Source organism: Chryseobacterium sp. BIGb0232, from assembly GCF_024810195.1.
In the GTDB taxonomy this organism is placed as follows: domain Bacteria; phylum Bacteroidota; class Bacteroidia; order Flavobacteriales; family Weeksellaceae; genus Chryseobacterium; species Chryseobacterium pennae.
Genome location: NZ_JANUEH010000001.1, coordinates 639,643 through 663,715, shown reverse-complemented (window position 1 = coordinate 663,715; position 24,073 = coordinate 639,643). Strand labels below are relative to the sequence as shown.

Sequence of the window (24,073 nt, the reverse complement as noted above, 5' to 3'; positions counted from 1 at the left end):
ATCTGTTTTTTTATTGATGACAGGGTATGATTTTTCTTGGCTATATCATTACATATACTTAAGTTTGTGAAAAATAACCATGAAAAAAACAACATTAAGCTTTATTGTTGCAGCTGGATTAATTTTAGGGACAGCTGCTCTATTCGGTCAGAAACCATCTGACGTAATGACTGAAAACTCCATTCATTTAGCTGAAAATAATACAGGTAGCGGTATTGAAGGTACCTGGAAAATCCATAAAATAGATGGCCAGAAAGTTGAAAATGATTTAACAAAGACATTTGCTCCTGGTGGTGTAATGATTAGCAAACAAGGGCGTGCTAGCAAAAAAACAAAATGGAAAATGGAAAACGGAAAACTTTGTGTGAATGAAGTGGGAGACGATTTTTCTTGTTGTGAATATAAAGTCACAAAAACTACTCTGACATATACTATTATGGGGAGTGAGCTAAGTTTTATTCGTAAATAGTTTCAAGAAAATACATTAAAATTTGATATAAAAAATGCCCGAGTTTAGTCGGGCATTCGTTTTAGAAATATATAAGTAAGGTTACTTCAGTGTAAACTTCACCTTCGTTTTAATAGCATCTGAAGAATTTCCGATTTGAGCTTCAAAATCTCCAGGTTCAGCTACCCAGTCGTGCTTCTGAGCATCAAAGAAACTTAAAGCAGATTTGTCAATGGTGAAAGTCACATCTTTTTGCTCTCCAGGATTTAAATACACCTTTTCAAAGCCTTTCAATTCTTTGGCAGGACGTGGAACAGATGATTTTGAATCACTGATGTAAAGCTGGGCAACTTCTGCTCCGGCTTTCTTTCCTGTATTTTTAACCGTTACCGTAAAAGTGATGGTATCGTTTAGTGATAGGGTGTTTTTATCTGCTGTAGCTTTTCCAAACTCAAAAGTGGTATAACTTAATCCATGTCCGAAGCTGAAAAGAGGTTTGATGTTTTTGGTATCATGCCAACGGTATCCTACCAATATGCCTTCGTTGTAAGTGATATTGATCGGGTTTTTCTGATCTTTTCCTTTTCCTGCAGCCAATTCATCTTTCTGACCGGGATATTCTCCAAGCTGATGTGCTGAATTATCTTCAAGCTTTACAGGGAAGGTAAACGGAAGCTTTCCTGATGGGTTGGCATCACCAGCTAAAATAGAAGCGATGGAATTTCCAGCTTCAGAACCTAAATACCACGACTGTAAAACAGTTGGAACTTCTTTAATCCAAGGCATGGCAACAGCATTTCCCGAAACTAAAACTACAGCCAGGTTTTTATTTGCTTTGGCTAAAGCAGCAATTACATTATCCTGATTATATGGCAATCCATAGCTTTTTCTGTCGTTTCCTTCACTGTCCTGAAAGTCTGCTTTATTCAGTCCGCCAACAAAAATTACATAGTCAGATTTTTTGGCTAATGCTACAGCTTCATTTAGAAGTTCAGCTTCAGAACGGGTATCTTTTAAGTCCTGCCCGGATTTTACCCCATTGTATTCACCACCAATATCTCCTACATATCCTCTGGCATACTGGACATCGGACTGTTTTCCAAATCTTGATTTTATCCCGTCTAAAGGAAGGGTTTCATATTTTACTTTTAATGAAGATGAACCACCACCAACGGTCATGATTTTAATGGCATTTTCACCAATAACTGCAATTTTCTTGGCCTTGTTGATGTCAATAGGAAGTACATTCCCCTGATTTTTTAACAGAACAATTCCTTCTTCTCCAATTTCCTTGGCTATAGCTTTATGCTCTTCAGAAGCGATATTCCCGAAAGGTTTATTCCTATTCATGGTGGTTTTATAAGCAAGGCGAAGTAAACGGGTTACTTTGTCATCTAATTCTTGAGTTCCCACTTTTCGTGCTTTAATCAGATCCAGATAAGGTTTTGCCAGATAATAATTATCATAGGCATTTTTGGTTCCGGCAGAAAGACCATTCGTCCATGAACCAAACTCAAGATCTAATCCGTTATGGATGGCCTGTTCGGTATTGTTAACAGCGCCCCAGTCAGAAACTACTACCCCTTTATAATTCCATTCTTTCTTTAGAATATCATTTAAAAGATATTGATTCTGGCTGGCATATTGACCTTTATACAAGTCGTAAGCACCCATAATCGTCCAGGAGTCTCCTTCGGTCACTGCTGCTTTGAAAGGCGGAAGGTAGATTTCATATAATGTTCTGTCATCCACATTTACATTACTGGTATGGCGGAACATTTCCTGATTATTCAGAGCAAAATGTTTTACAGAAGTTGCCACACCATTAGATTGTACCCCTTTGATGTAAGGGACCACCATTTTTGAGGTCAGATAAGGATCTTCACCCATGTATTCAAAATTTCTTCCATTCAGAGGAGTTCTGTAAATATTGACACCAGGTCCCAGCAGAATATCTTTTTTTCTGTAACGGGCTTCTTCTCCCAAAGCTTTACCATAGTTCCAGGACATTTTCTTATTCCAGGTAGCAGATAAAGCGGTTAGGGCAGGGTAGGCGATAATGGAGTCGTTGGTCCATCCGGCCTGATCCCATTCGTCCCACATTACTTCAGGACGTACCCCATGAGGTCCGTCAGTCGTCCAGAATTCAGGAATTCCTAATCTTGGAACACCAGGAGAACTGAATTTTGACTGTGCGTGAAGCATGGCTACTTTCTCTTCCAGCGTCATTCTGGAAAGAGCATCCTGAATACGCTGTTCTACAGGTTTCGATTCATCTAAATAAACGGGAGTAGTGTTCTGGGCCATATAAGAAACAGAAATAAAGGTGAATAAACTTACAATGGCGGTTTTCTTTAACATATTGCCTTATTATTGGATTGAAGCAAAAATAAACAAAATTTTTATATTATCTCAAATTGAGAAAATAAATTTTAAAGCATAAAAAAACTGCCTACAAAATTGCTGACAGAATTTTTTTAGAAGGGAAAGAGATTATAGGCGGATAGGCTGGGTAATGTGAGATTTGAGGTCAATAGTCAATATTGCTTCGTAAGTGAATTGTCAATGATTAGTGAAAGGATAACAACCTTAAACTATAAACCCTGAACTTCGCATCCTGAACCGCATTACCATCCTTTTACGGCTCCTCCTTTAAACACTTCAAGGGCTTTCTTTTCCACTTCGTCCGATTGATAAGCTTTAACAAAGTTTTTTACCTTCTGACTATTCTTATTATCCTGTCTTGTCACGACAAGGTTAACGTAAGGAGAATCTTTATCTTCTTTAAATATCCCTTGCTTTTCCGAATCCAATCCGGCCTGTGCTGCAAAGTTATTATTGATAATTCCTACTACAACATCTCTGTCATCCAAAACCCTTGGGATTTGTGCCCCTTCAATTTCCATAATTTTCAACTGTTTCGGATTTTCTGTGATGTCGGTAACCTTTGGAAGTAATCCAACTCCTGCTCTTAGTTTCAGCAAACCATTTTTTTGCAATAGAAGTAAAGAACGCCCACCATTGGTAGGATCATTGGGAATAACAATAGTGCTCTCATTCTGCAACTGACTAAGATTTTGGATCTTCTTTGAATAAGCTATGATAGGATAGACAAATGTATTTCCTACAATAGCAAGATTATATCCTCTTTGTTTTGACTGTTCAGCTAAATAAGGAGCATGCTGAAAAGCATTGGCATCAATATCTCCGTTCATCAGAGCTTCATTGGGAACAACATAATCATTGAAAGGAATAAGTTCTACTTCAAGATTATACTTTTCCTTTGCTACCTTTTTAGCGACTTCAGCCACTTCCTGTTCCGGTCCGTAGGTAATTCCAACTCTGATAAAATTCGGATCATCTTTTCTTCCCGAACAGGCACTGAAAAGTAATATTCCAGCAGTGATTAAACCTAAAATCTTTATTTTTTTCATTCTATTCTTTTTAAATTGTAAAGAAGTTCCAACAGTAAAATCACAAAATCAAAATTATCTCTCTTGCTCTAAAACTCTAAAACCCTCAAACTTATCTATGGTCAAATTTCTTAGATAATCTATCTCCCATAAACTGGATGATAAATACCAAAAGCACAAGTAATACCAATACCGTATTCATAATGACAATATCATAACCAATATATCCATATTGGTAACCAACCTGACCAAGACCACCTGCTCCTACAGCTCCACCCATTGCAGAATAACCCACCAGTGTAATTAAAGTGATCGCAGCATTATTGATTAATGAAGGAAGCGCTTCCGGAAGTAAAACCTTTCTGATAATCTGCAAAGGAGAAGCTCCCAATGCTCTCGCAGTTTCTATTAATCCATGAGGAACTTCAATAAGGCTGTTTTCTACCAATCTTGCAATAAACGGTGCTGCTCCAACGCTTAACGGAACCAGAGCTGCATTCACTCCAATAGATGTTCCTGCCAAAATCCTTGTAAAAGGAATCATCCAAACAATTAAAATAATGAACGGAATGGCACGGAAAATATTTACAATAATGGATAACGTTCTATAATATACTGCATTTTCCAGCAGTTGTCCTTTTCTTGTTAAAAATAACAGAATACCAACCGGAAGTCCCAGAACAAAACCAAAAAATCCTGACACAAATGTCATATAAACCGTTTCCCAGGTTCCTTTTGCCAAAAGGGCAAGTACTGCATCACTAAGCATATCCTTTTACTGTATTTTGAATTTTATTCTGATTAAAATAATAGATGGCTTTTTGGTTTTCCTCAGCCTCTCCTTGAAGTTGCAAAAGTAGTTTACCAAAATTAGAATTCCCAAAATATTCTACATCCGCTTTCAAAAGTTTGTAAGGGATTTTATGCTCGTTATATAGTGCTGAAAGAATCTGTTCAACACTTATGTTTTCGTTAAGTTCTATTTCGACCAGCGGAAATAAACCATCCTGTGGTTCTTTTTGTAGTCTGTTATTGAGTTCCTGTGGCAGGGTCATGACATCTGAATTTATAAATTGTTGGATCACCGGATTTTCCCGGTTTGAAATGATCTCACTTAAAGTTCCTTTAGCTAATAGTTTTCCTTTGTCTATCACAGCAACATGGTTACAAACCGATTTAATCACTTCCATTTCGTGGGTAATCAGAAGGATGGTAATTCCTAATCTCAGGTTAATATCCTTTAGCAACTGTAAAATAGATTGAGTGGTTACCGGATCCAGCGCACTGGTTGCTTCATCGCAAAGGAGGAGGTGAGGATCATTGGCCAGTGCCCTTGCAATAGCTACCCTCTGCTTTTGTCCTCCCGAAAGACTTCTTGGATAATCATTGGCTTTATCTTCAAGGCCTACAGTTTTCAGTAATTCGTTGACCTTTTTATGGATTTGATCTTTGCTGCTGTGATCCAGTTCCAACGGAAGTGCTATATTATCAAAAACGGTTCTTGAAGAAAGAAGGTTAAAATGCTGGAAGATCATTCCTATTTTCTTACGCTCTTCAGCAAGCTGCTTTGAGCTTAATTGGGTAAAATTCTTTCCATTAATAATTACCTGCCCTTCATCTGGCCTTTCCAGGAGATTAACTGTACGGATCAGTGTACTTTTTCCTGCACCGGAGAATCCTATGATTCCTACGATATCTCCTTTATCTATATTGAGGCTCACCTGATCCAATGCCTTAAAGGCCTGTTTCTTCTGGTAAAATGTTTTTGATATGTTTTTGATTTCTATCATTCTGATGTTGTATACTGTTTAAATTGGCTGATAGCGTCTACTACCTGCCCTGTTAAAAAATCTTTTAACTCTTCTGATTTTCACCTTAGATCGTTTTGAAAGCTTGAAATATTTGGTAACATTGGTCAGCAATACTCCCAGCAATATGATTGCCAAACCATATAACTGGCCTCCATTGATACTTTGATTGGCTACAACCCATCCCGCAATAACCGTAATAATAGGGTTAATATAGGTATGGGTACTTACCAACGCAGCAGGCTTCACAGACAGCAGCCAAATGTACGACAAATAAGCGACTATAGATCCAAAGAAGATCAAAAACAGAACACCTGCCCATGCGGATACAGGGACGTTTGAGACCGAAAAATCATTCCATTCCCCTCTGAATAAAGCAATAAGAAAAGCGGCTATTCCGGCTACAATAAGTTGTTGGGCAATATTCATAAATGTAGATTGTGAAGCCGGATTTTTCTTGGAATATAAAGATCCTAAAACCCATGCAATAGAGCTTAATCCTAATACGACAAAAGCAGTAATACGAAGTTGGGGATCAGCAGCGGCATGTACAGCCGTTGAATTTACACTTCCTTTTAAGAAAAAGATCAATCCTACAAAACCAATGGCTAATCCTATTGGAATAAACTTATCCGAGAAATAATATTTCCAGTTTTTTCTGTCGATGGCAATGAACCAGAAGGGTCCTGTTGCTATAGAAATTGCAGCTTCAGAAGCTGTTACATATTGTTCCCCCCAGGCTACAAGACCTGTTCCTCCGGTAAGGATAAGAACTCCGGTGATCGCGTTCTTCTTCCAGTTGATCAGTGAGTTTGCTTTTTCTCCTTTAGACAGGAGATATCCGATCATCAGAATCCCTGCTACCAGAAATCTCAATCCCGAAAGAATGAACGGCGGAAAACCTTTCAAGCCAAATGAAATAGCTAAAAACGTAATCCCCCATATTACATAGATGTTTGTAAATGCCAATGGAACCAGCCATTTGTTTTTAGAATTGCTCATTTTTATTTTTTTAATGTTTTGGTTTTTTAAATAAAAAAGGCCCTACAACTCGGTAGGGCCTTTGAAAGTATGTCATATTAAAAGTAAGGTCACCCACAGTATTCTTGATGCACATGCATACACATATCCTTCATCATGTTTTTAATGATGTATTTATTGGTTGCGGTATTTCTTGTTTTTGTGCTCATTTTATTTTATTTCCTGAATACGTTTGCAAATATATAATATAAATTTTATTAGTCCACTAAAAAAGTAGGGTTTTTGAATATTAAATTGTTGTTAATGTTTTATATCACTTGTTTTCAGTGTTTTAAAATTGATATTTTTTTGATTTTAATATTGTTAAAACTTTAATTTTTATTTTTTAATTCATTTTTAATTGAATTTGTTGGTTTTTTATGTTGTAAAAAAGATAAAATAAATTGAGTTTTTTGTGAATTGTGTAAATATGAAAAATGGGGGTTGATAATATAAATTATGAAACTGATAAAAGCAAAAAGTAGGGAAGAGCTATAAAAGAAAGGGAATGGAAACAGGGGCAAATATTGTACAAGGAAGAAGTGGGCTTTAATACAACTGACCGGCTGAAAAATTGAAACACTTTGATGTTCAGAGGTTCCGGGGTTTAATTTTTTTAATTAGTGAAAGTCAAAAAAAATCCCGATTTTTGCCTCCTTCAATAAACCTGAGTTCATGAAATTATGTATTGCCGAAAAACCAAGTGTTGCCAGAGATATCGCCAAAGTATTAGGTGCTACCGCATCTAAACAGGGCTATATGGAAGGGAACGGCTATTGCGTAACATGGACGTTCGGGCATCTTTGTACCCTTAAGGAACCTCACGATTACGGTCCACAATTCAAATCCTGGAATTTATTTTCACTACCGATTATTCCAAGCAGTTTTGGAATAAAGCTGATCCCGAATAAAGGCGTTGAAAATCAGTTTAAAGTGATTGAAAGATTGGTGGAAGAATGTGATGAGGTCATTAACTGTGGGGATGCCGGGCAAGAAGGTGAACTCATACAACGTTGGGTACTGCAAAAAGCAAAATGCAACAAGCCTGTTCAGCGTTTATGGATTTCCTCATTGACGGAAGATGCCATCAAAGAAGGATTTTCAAGCCTTAAGCCGGCAGAAGATTATAAAAATCTTTATCTGGCAGGAAATGCAAGAGCAATAGGAGACTGGTTATTGGGAATCAATGCAACAAGACTTTTTACCAAGAAATTTGGCGGAAATAAAGCCGTTCTTTCCATTGGAAGGGTACAGACTCCTACATTAGCGATGCTGGTTCAGCGTCAAAAAGAAATTGATGCCTTTACCACAGAAGAATATTGGGAACTGAAAACCAAATACCGTGATGTGGTTTTCAATGCTGCAATTGATCGTTTAAAGACATTAGAACGCGCAGAAAAAGGACTGGAATATCTTAAAGTAAATCCGTTTGAAATTGTTTCTTTCGAAATAAAAGAAGGAAAAGAAAAGAATCCAAGGCTTTTTGACTTAACAGGATTACAGGTTGAGGCCAATAAAAAATATGGGTATTCTGCAGAAAATACATTGAACTATGTTCAGAGCCTTTACGAAAAGAAGCATGTAACCTATCCGCGTGTTGATACCACGTATTTATCAGATAGTTTATATCCGAAAATAGAAGGGATTCTCAGAAAAATGTATCCGTATCAGGAATTGATTGCTCCATTACTGGAAGCCCCGATTCCAAAATCAAAAGCAGTATTTGATGATACCAAAGTAACCGATCACCATGCGATCATTCCTACGGAAGTTCCCCCTTCTCAAAATCTGAGCAGGGAAGAAAAACTGATCTATGATCTGATCGCGAAACGCTTCATTGCTGTTTTCTATCCTGAATGTAAAATTTCCAATACATTGGTTGAAGGTAAAGTAGGAACTATTCCTTTCAAAACGAGCGGAAGACAGATTCTGGAACCGGGATGGAGAGCCGTTTATGCAAAAGAACCGAAAGAAGAATCTACTGATAAAGAAAAAGAGAAAGAAGAAGAACAAACCATTCCTGAGTTTGTAGCAGGGGAAACCGGACCTCACGACCCAATGATTCACCAGGGGAAAACAACTCCTCCAAAGCCTTATACGGAAGCAACATTGCTGAGAGCAATGGAAACAGCCGGAAAACAGGTTGAAGATGAAGAACTGCGTGAAATGCTGAAGAATAACGGGATCGGAAGACCATCTACCCGTGCGAACATCATCGAAACGCTGTTCAAAAGAAAATACATTGAAAAAAAGCGGAAAAATCTGATTGCCACTCAAACAGGAATTCAGCTGATCGATACCATTGAAGATGAGCTTCTAAAGAGCCCGGAACTGACAGGTGAATGGGAATCTAAACTTCGTAGAATTGAAAAAGGGGAGTATGAAGCCAACCTTTTCAAAGAAGAACTCATCCAGATGGTAACAGAACTTACTGATAAAGTAGTTTACGGAAAAGGAAAGGTCATTACCCTTCAGGATGAAGAAAAAGAAGAGGTGAAGGAAAAGAAAAAAAGAGAGCCTGCACAGAAAAAAGAACTCCAGTCCTGGGAAGAAACCAAGTGCCCGAAATGTAAGGAACATAATCTCATCAAAGGGAAAACAGCTGTAGGGTGTTCTGATTTCAAAAATTGTGGGTTTAAAATCACTTTTGAAATCTTCGGAAAAAAAATATCTGATAAACAGCTGTTAGATCTTGTTTTAAAAGGGAAAACTTCTAAACTGAAAGGTTTTAGCGCTCATCCGGAAGGACTTACAGAAGGGGTTCTTTCTTTACCTGATGATTTCCAGGTACAGCTTGGCTAATCATTACACTAATAAGGTCATATAACTTTACCCCAACAACTTTCTCCAATATATCAATTGGAGAAGTAATAATTTACTCTTTTTCGGATAGGTGAATTCAAAGAAAATCTAAATTTTTGAAGAGGAGTAGTTCATGATACTCCTAATCCATTTACCATTTCCAAAAAAACAAAATCTCCGGGAGAGCCGGAGATAAAAACACAAATGATGAAAAAAAATTATTTCGAGTCGCAAAATTAGATATATTACTACACATATTATGATAGAAAAGCGTAAAAAAATGATAATAAATTCCCCAACAGGTTTTCGTTAACAAGGGATGATCAGGTTTAACACTTGTTCGGGTGTGAAATCTGACAAAATTAATAACCTTTAAATTCCAGAAAATTTCACGTGGCATATTTTCACGTGGCATATTTTCACAATTAGATTTCAAACAATTAGATCATATTCTGAATAGAATAAGCTTCTTCTGGATGTGTTCATACTGCATTGAATTTACTGTACTTTTCGGTTGTATAGCTAAACACCAAAATGAATAGCTAATCAGATGAGGTTCATTTGATAAAAACTATTTTTCTATGGACTTCCTAAATTGGGTTGGAGTTACCCCTGTTTTTGACTTAAAAAATTTAGTAAAATTGGTAAGCTCTTTGAATCCCAAATTGTAAGAAATCTCACTGACATTTAATTGATTGTACATCAGATTTCTTTTAATTTCTAATATCATCCTGTTAATTAACCACTGTTTTGGGGTTTCCTTTTCCGCTTTAAGAAAAGCTTTCTGAAGTGTTCGGAGAGTTATATTCAATTCATCACAATAGTTGTCAAGACTTAAATGTCGATCTAGATTTTTATTTACCAGTGATTTAAATCTAGCAACCAGCAGTTTGTCTCCACAAAAGTCAAGGTTAATTTTAGAATTTATGGATATCTCCTCCGCAATCAGGAGTATGTTAAACAAATAGTTATTTAATATAGTGCTCTGTACATCTCTGTATGGTCTGGCCAATTCATTTTTTATATAATTGAATAGAGCTAATACTTCTTCAAATCTATCTTCTAAATCGAAATATCGTAAATTCAAGGGATCATTAAACAAACTGGTTTCACTATAAAATTGAGTTTGAGTACTGTTCTTGCAAAGAAAATCTTCAGTAAAAATCATTATCCTGCTTTTATAATTAACAGGAGTATCAAATTGGCAGATTTGATTCGGGGAGACAAATAAAATATGTTTTTCCTTAATGTTTATTGTTTTAAAATCAATATTAATTGTTCCTTCACCTTCACAAAAAAGATGAATACAGTTAAATAATATTTTATGTGGCTGAAAAAGTTGAGTAGGTCTGGTCAATAGAAGATCAGATATTCCTTTTGTTGTGATAAAATGAGGACTGTTTTCACTATGCAAAAAGGGTTCAATTTTAAAATCCTCCATAAAGTTATTTTTTTACAATTATATATATAAAAAACAGAAAATTATTTTCATTATAATCAGTATTTATTATAATATCAGGCTTAGATTAGTTGGTACTGATATTTGAGATATAGATTTAGTATGGAATATAACAAACACAATAATTATCTGTTATTAATAGGTAACAAAGATACACCTACAGTACAGTTTTGAAGACTTTTCAAATCTACTCAGTGGAGAATACGGGATTCGAACCCGTGACCTTTTGACTGCCAGTCAAACGCGCTACCTTATAAAGTAATATTCAGCTCTCAAAGGTATTAATTTATGGTAAACTTCTTCGGAGATTTTCCGGTGATCTGGGTAAACTTTCTGTAAAAATATTCCAGGGTATTAAATCCGGATTCAAAACATATATTTTTAATTCCGATTTCCGGATTGTTGATCAAGAGCTGTTTGGCATGTTCTATCCTTAACTGAATAATATATTCCACCGGAGTACAGTGGTAAGAATGCTTAAACTTTTTAAACAGATTGGCTTCACTCATTCCTGCTAAGGTTGACAGTTTCTTTATGGTAATGGGTTCTCTGTAGTTGTGTTTGATAAAATAAACCACTTCCTGAAGTCCGTTTTGTGGATCATCTGTCTTATCAGAATGGAGCAGGATATGCTTTGCGTTGGTTTTCATCAGTTCGTAAATCAATTCCTTAAGGCTTAAACTCAAAAGAAAATCTGACGTATTATAAATACTTTCATCCACTCTTCTGTTGTAAAGATTGGTGAGGCATCTCCATAAAGATTCATCAGAGCTTACAAACTTTTTCACAGTATTTTCCTTCATCATGATTCCTGTTCTGTCCCAGTCAGGGTGCCAGTTTTCAATAACTTCATGGAAAACGCTGTCGATATATTCCTGTTCTATATTCAAGACCAGGCATTTGGTAGGTTCCCGGAAAACAGGATGGATGTCAATACTCAATTCTTTGTTGCAGGGTGGAATGAATACACTTCTTTCATTAAACTCAAAAGTTTCCTCCTCACTTCGGATGATTTTATTGCCACTCAGCATAAGGGTGATGACAGGCTTTTCAAAAAAGAAAGGAAAATCATGGCACACTACATTCGTTTCAAATACATTCAGTTCACCAAAAGGAATGCTGAAAACGGTTCTTTCTTCGATCTTTTCCATAAGATAGAGTTTAGGTTAAAAAAAATAGAGAATAGGTAAATGAATTACATCATGTTTTCGTCATTTTCGAATTGTGTAAAATACAAAATATTTAAAATAATGGAAAGAACATCGTTAGAAAAAGAAAACAACACGCTAAATACTGATTTTTTATCTCTGAATCCCTCTACATTAGAGGTTATTGGCAAAGTAGAAAATACATCCAGTGAAGAAATAGACGCTATCATTGTGAAAGCAAAAAAAGCCCAAAAATTATGGGCAGCAAGACCCGATGCTGAAAGAAAAGAAATTTTATTGAAAGTAGCAGAAGCTTTGCAGGCTCATTCAAAACATCTTGCAGAATGGATTACCAAAGAACAGGGAAAGCCACTTAACGGGCCGGGTGCTCATTTTGAAATGCAGGCTTGTGTTGGTTGGACCCAAGTGCCGGCATCACTGGATCTGCCTGAAGAAATAGTCTTTGAAGATGAAACCAGAAAAGATATCCTGTACAGAAGTCCGATTGGAGTGGTTGCTGCAATTGCCCCCTGGAACTGGCCATTAATGATTGCTATCTGGCAGATTATTCCATCATTGAGAATGGGAAATGCTGTTGTCATGAAACCTTCAGAATATACAACTTTCTGTAGCCTGGAGATGATAAAAGTAATCAATAGTGTACTTCCTGAGGATATTTTGCAGGTAGTTACAGGAAAAGGAGAAGTAGGAGCTTATCTTACAGGCCATCCGGAAATAGGAAAAATTATGTTTACAGGCTCCATTGCAACAGGAAAAAAAGTCATTGAAGCTTCTGCTAACAATATGGCACGTCTGACACTGGAATGTGGTGGAAATGATGCCGGAATCATTTTACCTGGCTTAGATGTTGCCAAACACATAGAAAACATTTTCTGGGGCGCTTTTCTGAATATGGGACAAACCTGTGCCTGTTTGAAAAGATTATATGTACATGAAGATGATTACGAAAAAGTAGTTCAGGCTTTGGCTGGATATTCCTCGAATATTCCAATGGGGAACGGAGCTGATGAAACTGTTGTCCTGGGACCTATACAGAATAAAATGCAATACGATAAAATTCAGGATCTGATTCATGATGCTGAAAATACTGGAGCAGAATTTCTATTCAAAGGACAAAAGCCTGATCTGAAAGGATACTTTATTCCCGTAACCCTTATCGGAAATGTTGATAACGGTGATAGAATTGTTGACGAAGAACAGTTTGGACCTGTCTTACCTATTATTAAATATAAAACAGTGGAAGAAGCTATCTGGAAAGCTAACAATTCAGAAAACGGACTGGGTGCTTCAGTATGGAGTGATAATTCTGATGAGGCAGAAAAAGTAGCTGTACAGTTGGAGGCAGGAACCGTTTGGATCAATCAACATGGAGCTATTCATCCGTTCGTTCCTTTTGGCGGTGCAAAACAATCCGGGTATGGTGTAGAATTCGGTATCGAAGGGTTGAAAGCAGTAACCACACCTAAAGTAATCAGTATCAAAAAGCAAACATCTTAAATTAAAACTTATGAAATACGATTTTATAATAGTTGGGTCTGGCTCTGCAGGAGCTGTTATTGCCAACAGATTAAGTGAAAATAATAATATAAGTGTTCTCCTGTTAGAAGCAGGACCGGATGATAAAGTTAATGAAGTACAGGAACAAGCCGGCTGGCCAGCCATATGGAATACTGAAAGAGATTGGGCTTATCATACCGTTGCTCAGGAAAATGCGGGCGGAAATACACGATATTGGCCTCGTGGAAAAACATTAGGAGGTTCAAGCTCCATCAATGGGATGATCTATATCAGAGGGCATCAGCAGGATTATGATCATTGGGCTTATAATGGATGTGTGGGCTGGGACTGGGAAAGCATTCTGCCTTACTTTAAGAAATCCGAGACTCATGAAGATGGAGAGGATGATATGCATGGAGGAGAAGGTCCCCTTTTTGTAAGCAGTATTAAGCGTCCGAATGCCATTTCAGCAAGTGCTATTGAAGCATGTAAAGAATTAGGATATCCATTGACAGATGACTTTAACAAGGAAATTTGGGGTGCGGGTCTGAATCACCTTAGTGTAGGTAAGGATGGTAAAAGATGTTCTACTGCCAAAGCATTTTTAGATCCTGTCTCATCACGTTCCAATCTGCATATACAAACAGATGCGCTAGCTCAGAAGCTAATTTTTGAAGGAGATCAATGTGTAGGGGTTCAGTATGTAAAGAATGGAGAATTATTAGAAGTCAGAGCAGGCAAAGAAGTGATTGTATCCTGCGGAACTATAGAATCTGCGAAACTTCTGATGATTTCCGGAATTGGGGATAAAGAAGAACTGGAATCTGTGGGGATTTCAGTGATAAAAGACCTGAAAGGAGTAGGGAAAAACCTTCAGGATCATCTTTTGACAAGTGTTATTTTTAAAGCGAAAAAAGAAATTCCAGCACCCCAAGCCAACTTATTGGAAGCACAGCTTTTCTGGAAAAGTAAAGAAGAAATGGTTTTCCCTGATTTACAACCTTTATTTATGGGGCTTCCTTATTACAGTCCAGGATTTACAGGTCCCGAAAATGCATTCACATTCTGTGCTGGATTTATCAGACCTCAGAGTAAGGGGTATATCAAATTAACAGCTTCAGATCCGGCTTCACCGCTGGAAATCAATCCAAGATATTTATCCGAAGAATCTGATTTGGAAGCGCTGTATAAATGTGTGGAAATTTGCCGTGAAATGGGCCGTACAGAAGCAATGAAAGAATGGAATGATGGCGAAATCTATCCAGGTGAAGGGAAAACAAAAGAAGAAGTGATAGATTATATCAAAAAATCATGCTCCACTTATCATCACATGACGGGAACCTGTAAAATGGGAATAGACAGCCTTTCTGTGGTTGATCCAAGATTAAGAGTATATGGAATAAAAGGTCTTCGTGTAGCAGATGCTTCCATCATGCCGGATGTAGTTTCCGGAAATACCAATGCTCCTACTATCATGATCGGCGAAAAAGCAGCAGATATGATTAAAGAAGATCATCATATGAAAGAATCAGGAGTAGAAGGAAAGTTATCGTTCGTTTAAATAGAGTTTGAAACTCAGAAACAGTCACTTCTTCAATGTTGAAGTGGCTGTTTTCTTTTCTGTTGAAAGATGTGAATGAATACAGTAGATTAATCTGGTGAAAATTATCCGTGTATCCATGGCTGAGTACAACAATCTCTTATCTTTGTTTAAAATAAAATTCATGATCCCAGAGAAAAAGAAACTCATGACCGATAGCTTCGGCCGTTCGGAAACCCTGAAATTCTATAAAGCAGAACTATTGGAAGTTGAAACGGACTTTGTTTCCATTAAAATTCCCAAAATGGAAATGATGACCAGAAAAGCAGGAATGTTCAATGGGGCGATGATTGCTTCCCTGGTAGATGTTTCCGCAGGGTATGCTGCAGTGAGCCATTATCCGGAAGACTGTTATGTGGTGACGGTTGAATTAAAAGTGAACTATCTTCGCCCGGCCATGGGAGATGCGTTGGTTTCAAAAGCTTATGTTATTAAAGGAGGTTCCAAGATCAGCGTCATCAGAGTAGAAATCTATGTTCAGAATGAAGGCTCGGGATCAGAAAGCCACGTAGCGACTTCATTAGTAACCATGATGAAGATTAAATAACATATTTTTTGAAGCGATTGAGTAAAATCTTCCCTGAATAAAGGGTTTAAAGAAATTTTATTCCCAAAAATGGAATGGCTTTTGCTCCTTACACCCCATAACTATTAAAAAATAACGAAATGAACTTAATTATCCGTTTGTTCGTCACAGCAATAGTGGCGTATCTTTTGACTAAAATTTTACCGGGAGTACAGTTTGAAGGTTTTTCTACAGCAATTATCTTTGCCATTGTACTTGGAGTTTTAAACATATTTGTAAAGCCTATTTTAAGCCTGTTCGGGCTTCCGCTTACCATTCTTACGTTAGGATTCTTTGCATTGGTGATTAATGCAGGTATTATCCTGATTGCTGATTATTTTATAGACAGTATGGTGGTAGACGGCTTCTGGTGGGCATTTATCTTCAGTATATTACTATCAATCGTGACATCTCTGGCGAACTCAATGTTCTCTGATGGAGATTAATCGATAAAAATAAAAATTGAAAAGTCCGTTGGTGTTATGCTGACGGACTTTTTTATTGGGTTTGAAAGAAAGAATGTTTTAGGGACTGGAGTGAAGTACTCTTTATTTTGTGATCAACCTTCTCTGCTTTTCAATATTTTGTTTTAAAGCTTCAATTTTAATGTTAATTCTTTCGTTAATTTTTATTTTAAATACTAACTTTGGGAATCTTTGAATTTAATGAAAGGATTTGATGAAATCACTATGGTTTCTTAGATCTGCTAAAAAAGAATGAACATATGAAACTTAAGTACAGTCTGCTGGCTCTGGCAGCTCCGCTTTTAATGAATGCACAACAATTAATGACGCCTGAAATTCTTTGGACTTTGAAAAAAGTAGGAGTACAGGCAATTTCACCGGATCAGGCATCCCTTATTTATAAAGTAGGACAGGTAGATCTGAAAACAGAAAAAACAAAAAACGAGAACTACTTTCTGAATGTTCTTAATCACCAGGCTTCCAAAATCGATTTCGGTAAAAAAGCATTAATCCAGTGGGATAAAAACGGGATCTATGCTCAGGAAGGAGATAAAATTTATCTTTCAAAAGACGCCGGGAAAACATGGGCAGAATTCTATACCATTGGAGAGGCTGACAATATCGTTATTTCTCCTGATGGGAAGAGAATTGCTTTCAGTAAGCAGGTTTTGGTAGAAAAATTAATGGGGAAAGACAAATACAGTGATACTCCTAAAACTACCGCTCAGGTATATACAGACCTAAACCACAGACACTGGGATTATTTCAACGAAGGGAAATACAACCACGTATTTGTAGTGAATACTTCAGATAAAGTAGAAGCAGCTAAAGATTTATTGGAAGGAAAAACATGGGATTCTCCTCAAAGACCTTTCGGAGGTGCCGAAGACTTTGTATGGAGCCCGGATTCTGCACAGCTTTTATATGTTACCAAACCGAAAAGCGGTAAAGAGTACTCTACCAGTACCAATACAGATATCTTTGCTTATGATTTAGCTACAGGAACTACTAAAAACCTTACAGAATCAAACAAAGGATATGATGTCAATCCAAAATTCAGCCCGGATGGGAAATCTTTGATCTGGCAGAGTATGGCCAGAGACGGATATGAAGCGGATAAAAATGATGTGAAAATCCTGGACTGGAAATCAGGAAAGACTACAAACCTTACAGCAGGTTGGGATGACAGCGTTTCCGGAGATGTACTTTGGGGTGCAGATTCAAAAACAATCTATTTCACAGCGGCTTACAGAGGTACAAAACAGTTGTTCTCTTTAGATTCAAAGTCTGCAAAAGTACAGCAGATCACCAAAGGAGATTTTGATGTGAATGAAATTTTCACAGACAACAAAACTTCAGTATTAGTAGGAAGAACAGATGTAAACCATGCTACAGAATTATTCTCTGTAAACCTTAAAAACGGGGAAATGAAGCAGGTTACTGAAGCAAATAAAGATACCTATGCTAAGCTAGCACAAGGAAAATCTGAACTTAAAATGGTAAAAACTTCGGATGGTAAAGAAATGGGCGTATGGTTCCACTATCCACCGAACTTTGATCCCAATAAAAAATATCCGACACTGGTATACTGTCAGGGAGGACCACAATCTGCATTAACACAATATTTCAGCGTAAGATGGAACTTTGCCCTGATGACAGCCAACGATTATATCGTAGTAGCTCCAAACAGAAGAGGTATGCCGGGCTGGGGAACAAAATGGAATGAAGACATCTCAAGAGACTGGGGTGGACAACCAATGAGAGATTATCTTGCAGCTACAGATTATGCCAAAACATTACCGTATGTAGATGGGGAAAGAGTTGGAGCGGTTGGAGCAAGTTATGGGGGATACAGTGTATTTATGCTGGCTGGAATCCACGAAAACAGATTCAAAACATTCATTGCTCATGACGGATTATTCGATATGAAATCATGGTATCTGACGACTGAAGAACTTTGGTTTGCGAACTGGGATCTTGGTTCTCCATGGGAAAAACCATTGCCAAAAGCATATACAGAGTTCAATCCAAGCAACTTCGTAGAAAAATGGAACAAGCCAATCATGATCATTCAGGGAGGAATTGATTTCCGTGTACCTTATGAGCAGGGGCAGGAAGCCTTCCAGGCAGCAAAATTAAGAGGATTAAAATCTAAAATGGTTTACTTCCCGAATGAAAACCACTGGGTACTTCATCCACAAAACGGATTGGTATGGCAGAGAGAATTCTTTGACTGGTTAAAGGAAACCTTGTAATACAGAATTATTTCTCAATATAAAAAAACGGACTTGTTCCGTTTTTTTTATGCCTGATTGGCAAATGATTATAGTAATGAACTCATTATGAAACCCATAATAAATAAAACATAATGCGTTTCTTTTTTCTTTATATTTGAAAAGATTGTTCCGTTGGTGTTTAAAATCAATACATTGAATTTAAATCCAAAAAAATATGAAAAAAAGTATTGTAACTACAGTATTGATCTCTTTACTTATGGCTTCCTGCCAAAGAGAAGAGGAAGTGTTTAAAAGTGATCCAGCCGGAAAGATCAGTGAAGTTTCAGCAGATAAATCTGTCCTTTTCCCTTCCAAAGGCACTGCCAATATCCAATATGGAAAGCCTGGGCCTCATCAGGTAAGTACGAATGCTGTTGTAGGAGACTGTAATCAGCTTGCAGGTCTTGTGATTCCTATCTTACAGACGATAGGGATATTGGATCAGAGTATTAAATGCAGTAACAATTTTCCGTATGGTTTCGAAAGTCCAATTTCTACCGCTGTTTATTATCCGTCAGATATTGCAAATATGAATAAGCTTCCCGTTGTCAATTTTGTAGGCGGTATTCTTTCCAGTCAGGGGAATTATGACCAGATGGTCAGATTATGGGCGAGCTATGGTTTTATTGTTGTGATCTCTTCCAATTTTATCAATAGTATGCCGGATATGCATATTTTGGGAGCGGCTAATGTTGCTAAATTAAACAAAGATCCACAATCTCCCCTTTTCGGAAAAGCAGACCTCTCAAAAATGATTATTGCAGGTCATTCTGCAGGAGGAGGAGCTACTCTTTTAACATCCAGTATTTCAGAAACGGCTGTGAAACTGATTGATCCTGATCTGAAAATTGTAGCTGCTTTACCTATTGAGCCGGGGCCTGTGGCTATAGGGTCAACAGTGAGAGTTCCCACTTTTACGCTTACAGGAAGACTGGATTTTGTAGTTCCGGCAGATACCTGGCCAAATCTTTGGCAAAGTAATTTGATTAAAAATGTACCAGCCTGGTCGGCTACAGCCACTACAGCCACCCATTTCAGTCCAACGATGGATATTGCAAAGAATGAATTTGCGGGTATTTCTGTAGCATGGTTAAAATATATGGGCTATAATGACGGTGAGGCCAAATCTTATTTTGTAGGACCACAGTATAAACTGAAAGATGATGTTCAATTTATAGGTCTTCTGACTCCACCAGTAAAACGAAATGCAAAAGCAGATCTCCTTCAGTAATGGTGTAAAAATATTTAACAGCCGGTTTTTCCGGCTTTTTTAATAATGAAAAAATCAATAGAAGCCCGCTTTATTGATAATGGTTAATTCCAACGGCTTTAGCCAAAATGTATATATTTGAATATGCAAAACCGTATTTCTTCTTTCCCACCACTCATTGATGATCAGTCTGAAATTTTAATTCTGGGTTCTATTCCTGGAGTAAAATCCCTGGAAATGCAGCAGTATTATGCCCATCCGCAAAACAAATTCTGGAAAATCATCCTTGAATTGCTGAATGAAGAATTTACCGAAGATTATTCCAAAAGAATTGAAACCTTAAAGAAACATCACATTGCCCTTTGGGATGTCATCGATTCCTGTGAAAGAAAAGGGAGTCTGGATTCAGAGATTAAAAACGAAGAAGCCAATCAGATTGCTGAACTGCTGGAAGGGTATCCGAATGTGAAAGCCATCTTCTGTAACGGTGGGAAATCGTATAAAAACTTGCAGAAGCTTTTAGGAAAAAACTATAAGCTTCCCATTTTATTAATGCCATCCACAAGTCCGCTTCATACCATTTCCTTTGAAAAGAAGTTTGAAGAATGGAAGAAGGTTCTGGAGTTTTTGAGTGGGAGAGGCTGAGCATTATAGAAGGGAAAAGTGCTTCTAATTTTTTTGTGAAACTATATTATATTTACCTGATAAAACAGAGATTTCTACGGAATGACAAAGTGTATGAATGACTAAAATGCTCTGTTTGTCATTCCGCAGGGAATCTCAATATTGTATTTTACTTTTTTAGTAAGAAAAGAATAAAATTAACATTCCAAATAAGCTCTCAAGCCTTTCAGTAATTCCAGTTGATTTCTCGTTCTGTCCAGATTATGGTCAGGATATTTCGTAGAATAATAAACACTTCCATTGAGGTAATCAGTTAAAAAACGAACCTCCTGAATATAAATGGCGACTTGTGCAGCATAATCAAGGTGAGAAGCCTCTTCCTGAGTCAGTTTTTCCTTTAGATAGAAAAGAAATCCTTCTTTTACAACCTTATACATTTCAGGATTGAAATTGTTTTTAGCACTTCCGTCATCTTCATGGGTTGTATTGGTATAGGACTGAATCATCGTTCCGAAATCATATAAAATAGTGGAAATCATCATGGTATCCAGATCGATTACAGCTAACGGAAGATGATTTTGATCAAAGAGGATATTGCTGATTTTTACATCAGCATGGATGATTCTTTTAGGAATCTGATTGGTTTTCTCCATTTCTATCCATTGATCAGGTAAGGAAATAAGCTGGTTGGTGATTTCTATTTCAGCCTTTGCATTTTCCTTTAACTGTGGAGCTGCATTTTCTAATGCCTTTTTATAATCTGCAATTCTTTTTTCGAAATTGAGGAAATTAGGAAGAGTGTCTTCAATAGCTGGCAGCTTTTCAGTATTTACAATACTAAGGAAATAACTGAAGGTTTTAGCTGCCTCAAAAGCCGTCTGTAAAGATGGAGCGGTAAGAAAGGTAATGCTGTTTTCTACAAAGCTTAGCATCCGCCATGGTTCATCATTTGCATCTTTTACCAGAAGTTTATGGGTAAGAGAAGGAATAGGTTCTATAATTTGAAATTGATAATTATTGGACCTGAGAAGTTCATTAATCATTAAATGATTGTTGACAATAACTTCCGGCTGTCTGAAGACATGATGATTGATCTTTTGCAGAATAAACTTTTCATTCCGGTCCCTATCTTCCAAAAGATAAGTTGTATTAATCAGTCCATCTGTAATAGGGGAAAGATTGTAATTCTCTGTACCGATGAACTGCATCACGATATCGTTTATTTCCATAAATCTTCCGGGTATCTGTTCTTTTGAATTTCTGACATCAGAAAGTCCTTAATATTGTTTTTATCATCAGCATAGGTTACACCCATCCACTGAGAAGGGGATGCTTTTACCATTACTTTTACCTTTTTTTCATCAATCATTCTCTGAACAGCAGAAGGAATATAAAATTCCTGAGTAGATCCAGGTTTTGATGCGATAAAATCATAAAAATATTTCTCTAACGAATTAAAAATACTGGGATGAAAAATGAAAAAATTCATGGAAACCAAGGTGTCTGGTGCTATTTCTATATTTCCCCCATTTTCAGTATAAATAATAGTGTCATTTATCTTTTGTATTGAAGTTTGCTCTTCCACATGAACCAGATAATTTTCTGAGTCTAATGTACAGATTCCTCTTGCAACAGTTCCGTTACCGCTTAATGTTGTATCCACAGGATAAGCGGCCAGCCCAAACTTTGTTTCTGAGATATAGGGTGCGAATCCTTCTGCGGTCAGTTGATAAACCTCTTTTCCATAGAAATCATCTGCATTAATCATAACAAAAGGTTCCTGAATAACATCTTTAGCACAAAGCACAGCATGTCCCGTTCCCCAAGGCTTTTGACGTTCTGAATAATCAAAATCAGAGATAGAAATACTATCCATTTCCTGATATACCCAATGGAGTTCAAAACCTTTGGCTTCAGAAACTGCATTGAGGCGCTCAATATAACTTTGAGGAATCAATCGGTTAACGATAATAACCACTTTGGAAAAATCGGCTGCCAGAGCATCATAGACAGAATACTCCAGAATGGGAGAACCATTGTCAAGTATTCCATCCACTTGCTTAAGTCCTTTGTAACGGCTTCCTAATCCACCTGCCAGGATGAGTAATGTTTTCTTAGAATTCATCAGTCATTCCGAATACAGGTTTACGGGTTTTCCATTTACCGTTGGTGAAATCAGGAATATCAACTGCCTGACCTCCTTTAGCAATAGACTCTTCACTCAATGGTGTGATCGAATACCATAAGGCCAGATCATAAACATCCATTGGGAATTCTATATTTCGTTTGATACATTCAATAAAAGTATTCATCACAAAGAAGTCCATTCCTCCATGTCCTGCTCCTGCAGCAGTGCTTTCAAATTTCTTCCACATCGGATGATCATATTCTTTCATCCACTTTTCCGTGTTATCCCAACGGTGGGTGTGATTCATTGTTTTTTCAAAATAAATGTGTCCCTGGTTGAAATCTCCCCAACCAAAGTCCTGCCATAATCCCTCAGTTCCCTGTACACGGAATCCAAGGTCATAAGGTCTCTGTAGGCTGGTATCATGGGTTAAAAGAATGGTTTCTCCGTTTTCACAGGCAATTTGTGTGGTCACAACATCTCCCTGATTGAACTTTACTTTAGCATTCGGGTGATTTTCTCCACCTTTTGCATGTTCTGTAATATATTTATGCAGTCCTACAGATTTGGATGAGAATGAAGAAAGTCTCGTTAAACGGTTTCCACGGTTGATGTCCATCATCATGGCAATTGGGCCTAATCCATGGGTAGGGTACAGCTCTCCATTGCGTTTTACATAATGTTCTGTTCTCCATTTAGCCTCACTGAAGCCTTTTTCACCAAACTCAGCTCCTGAATTGTAAGGAGTAACCCCATCATTGAAAAGTACGCCTCTCAGGTCATGCTGATAACCACCTCTTCCGTGAACCAATTCTCCAAACATCCCCTTACGGACCATATTCAGAATAGCCATCACATCTCTTCGGTAGCATACATTTTCCATCATGAAAATAGGAACTTTTGTTTCCTCATATACTTTCACAAATTCCCAGCAGTCCTGAAGCTTTATCGCTCCGGAAACTTCCATCCCTACAATCTTTTTAGCACGCATGGCTTCTACCCCTTGAGGAAGATGCCATTCCCATGGAGTTGCAATGACTACAGCATCTATCGTTTTCAATTTTAAAAGATTTCGGTAATCATACTCGCCGTTGGAAAACTCCTGAGCTGCTGCTTTATTGTTTTCTTTTAATATCTTTTGAGAGGCTGCCAGCATTCTTTTATCAGGATCAGCAAAAGCAACGATTTCTACATCACTGCGTTTGGCCAATAGTTTCACATGTTCCTGACCACGAAGTCCTACACCAATAAATCCTACACGGACTTTCTTATCTGTTTTAAAATCACTTGAATAGGCAAATAAGGAATTGGGTACAACCAATGCACCAAAACTTGCCAAAGCTGCTGTTTTGATAAAATTTCTGCGGGAAGTGCTATTGTCCATTTATTTTTTTTCTAAATATATTAAAACTTTTGCAAACGGCGATGGAGTGGGAGTTGTTAGGTTTGAGGGTTTGAGAGTTTTGGAGTGTGTGGGTTTCGGGATGTAGGTGTAAGAAGTTAAATGCTTACATTTCTCAGTCTATCATCTATCCGTCTATTATCTATCCATCTATTATCTTCAAGTCTTACTTCATTATTAAGATCAAA

The 24,073-nt window shown here is 37.3% G+C and carries 19 protein-coding genes; 9 read left to right on the top strand and 10 right to left on the bottom strand.

From position 1 onward, the window contains the following. Positions 1-79: 79 nt before the first annotated feature. Positions 80-469 carry a hypothetical protein gene (locus M2372_RS02865; RefSeq protein ID WP_115971264.1) on the top strand — a complete coding sequence of 130 codons (390 nt, stop codon included), beginning with the start codon at positions 80-82 and terminating at the stop codon, positions 467-469. Between the two features lie 81 nt (positions 470-550). On the opposite strand, the gene M2372_RS02860 is transcribed toward M2372_RS02865, so the two are convergent. From M2372_RS02860 to M2372_RS02840, 5 genes are all read right to left on the bottom strand, one after another. Further along, on the bottom strand, positions 551-2,809 hold the full coding sequence (locus M2372_RS02860) for a glycoside hydrolase family 3 C-terminal domain-containing protein (protein ID WP_123318435.1): 2,259 nt from the start codon (positions 2,807-2,809) through the stop codon (positions 551-553). Positions 2,810-3,075: 266 nt separating this feature from the next. Continuing rightward, positions 3,076-3,882 carry a methionine ABC transporter substrate-binding lipoprotein MetQ gene (metQ, locus tag M2372_RS02855; RefSeq protein ID WP_123318436.1) on the bottom strand — a complete coding sequence of 269 codons (807 nt, stop codon included), beginning with the start codon at positions 3,880-3,882 and terminating at the stop codon, positions 3,076-3,078. A gap of 91 nt (positions 3,883-3,973) precedes the next feature. Then, positions 3,974-4,630: a methionine ABC transporter permease MetI gene (gene metI, locus M2372_RS02850; protein WP_115971267.1), complete on the bottom strand. Its 657-nt coding sequence runs from the start codon at positions 4,628-4,630 to the stop codon at positions 3,974-3,976. Beyond that, complete coding sequence (locus M2372_RS02845) at positions 4,623-5,651, bottom strand: methionine ABC transporter ATP-binding protein (protein WP_123318437.1); 1,029 nt, start codon at positions 5,649-5,651, stop codon at positions 4,623-4,625. The genes metI and M2372_RS02845 overlap by 8 nt, the downstream gene beginning before the upstream one ends. An 18-nt stretch (positions 5,652-5,669) precedes the next feature. Continuing rightward, the gene (locus M2372_RS02840) at positions 5,670-6,671 is read right to left on the bottom strand and encodes an EamA family transporter (RefSeq protein ID WP_123318438.1); all 1,002 of its coding nucleotides are present in this window, start codon (positions 6,669-6,671) and stop codon (positions 5,670-5,672) included. A gap of 693 nt (positions 6,672-7,364) precedes the next feature. Here M2372_RS02840 and M2372_RS02835 point away from each other — a divergent pair. Further along, complete coding sequence (locus M2372_RS02835) at positions 7,365-9,491, top strand: type IA DNA topoisomerase (RefSeq protein WP_123318439.1); 2,127 nt, start codon at positions 7,365-7,367, stop codon at positions 9,489-9,491. A gap of 571 nt (positions 9,492-10,062) precedes the next feature. Here M2372_RS02835 and M2372_RS02830 read toward each other — a convergent pair. Continuing rightward, entirely contained in the window at positions 10,063-10,932 is an 870-nt protein-coding gene (locus M2372_RS02830; RefSeq protein WP_123318440.1) for an AraC family transcriptional regulator, read from the bottom strand. Between the two features lie 299 nt (positions 10,933-11,231). Continuing rightward, positions 11,232-12,101: a helix-turn-helix domain-containing protein gene (locus M2372_RS02825; protein ID WP_115970596.1), complete on the bottom strand. Its 870-nt coding sequence runs from the start codon at positions 12,099-12,101 to the stop codon at positions 11,232-11,234. Positions 12,102-12,200: 99 nt separating this feature from the next. On the opposite strand from M2372_RS02825, the gene M2372_RS02820 reads away from it, so the two are divergent. The 7 genes from M2372_RS02820 to M2372_RS02790 all read left to right on the top strand — a co-directional run bounded on the left by M2372_RS02820 (position 12,201) and on the right by M2372_RS02790 (position 20,376). After that, the gene (locus M2372_RS02820) at positions 12,201-13,616 is read left to right on the top strand and encodes an aldehyde dehydrogenase family protein (protein WP_123318441.1); all 1,416 of its coding nucleotides are present in this window, start codon (positions 12,201-12,203) and stop codon (positions 13,614-13,616) included. 10 nt (positions 13,617-13,626) lie between these two features. After that, on the top strand, positions 13,627-15,177 hold the full coding sequence (locus M2372_RS02815; protein ID WP_123318442.1) for a GMC family oxidoreductase: 1,551 nt from the start codon (positions 13,627-13,629) through the stop codon (positions 15,175-15,177). Between the two features lie 163 nt (positions 15,178-15,340). Further along, on the top strand, positions 15,341-15,763 hold the full coding sequence (locus M2372_RS02810) for a PaaI family thioesterase (RefSeq protein ID WP_123318443.1): 423 nt from the start codon (positions 15,341-15,343) through the stop codon (positions 15,761-15,763). Positions 15,764-15,882: 119 nt separating this feature from the next. After that, on the top strand, positions 15,883-16,227 hold the full coding sequence (locus tag M2372_RS02805) for a phage holin family protein (RefSeq protein WP_123318444.1): 345 nt from the start codon (positions 15,883-15,885) through the stop codon (positions 16,225-16,227). A 278-nt stretch (positions 16,228-16,505) separates the two neighbouring features. After that, positions 16,506-18,500: a S9 family peptidase gene (locus M2372_RS02800; RefSeq protein WP_123318445.1), complete on the top strand. Its 1,995-nt coding sequence runs from the start codon at positions 16,506-16,508 to the stop codon at positions 18,498-18,500. Between the two features lie 196 nt (positions 18,501-18,696). Beyond that, a complete protein-coding gene (locus tag M2372_RS02795; protein ID WP_228455642.1) occupies positions 18,697-19,752 on the top strand; it encodes a chlorophyllase/cutinase-like alpha/beta fold protein in 1,056 nt (351 codons plus the stop codon). 123 nt (positions 19,753-19,875) lie between these two features. Next, positions 19,876-20,376 carry a DNA-deoxyinosine glycosylase gene (locus tag M2372_RS02790; protein WP_123318446.1) on the top strand — a complete coding sequence of 167 codons (501 nt, stop codon included), beginning with the start codon at positions 19,876-19,878 and terminating at the stop codon, positions 20,374-20,376. Positions 20,377-20,552: 176 nt separating this feature from the next. Here the strand turns inward: M2372_RS02790 and M2372_RS02785 are convergent, their stop codons facing one another. The 3 genes from M2372_RS02785 to M2372_RS02775 are packed head-to-tail and all read right to left on the bottom strand — an operon-like array spanning position 20,553 to position 23,867. Continuing rightward, positions 20,553-21,584, bottom strand: a complete 1,032-nt coding sequence (locus M2372_RS02785; protein WP_123318447.1) for a phosphotransferase enzyme family protein — start codon at positions 21,582-21,584, stop codon at positions 20,553-20,555. Further along, positions 21,575-22,480, bottom strand: a complete 906-nt coding sequence (locus M2372_RS02780; RefSeq protein ID WP_123318448.1) for a sugar phosphate nucleotidyltransferase — start codon at positions 22,478-22,480, stop codon at positions 21,575-21,577. Before M2372_RS02780 ends, M2372_RS02785 begins: the two co-directional genes overlap by 10 nt. Continuing rightward, positions 22,470-23,867: a Gfo/Idh/MocA family protein gene (locus tag M2372_RS02775; protein WP_115970604.1), complete on the bottom strand. Its 1,398-nt coding sequence runs from the start codon at positions 23,865-23,867 to the stop codon at positions 22,470-22,472. The genes M2372_RS02780 and M2372_RS02775 overlap by 11 nt, the downstream gene beginning before the upstream one ends. Positions 23,868-24,073: the final 206 nt, after the last annotated feature.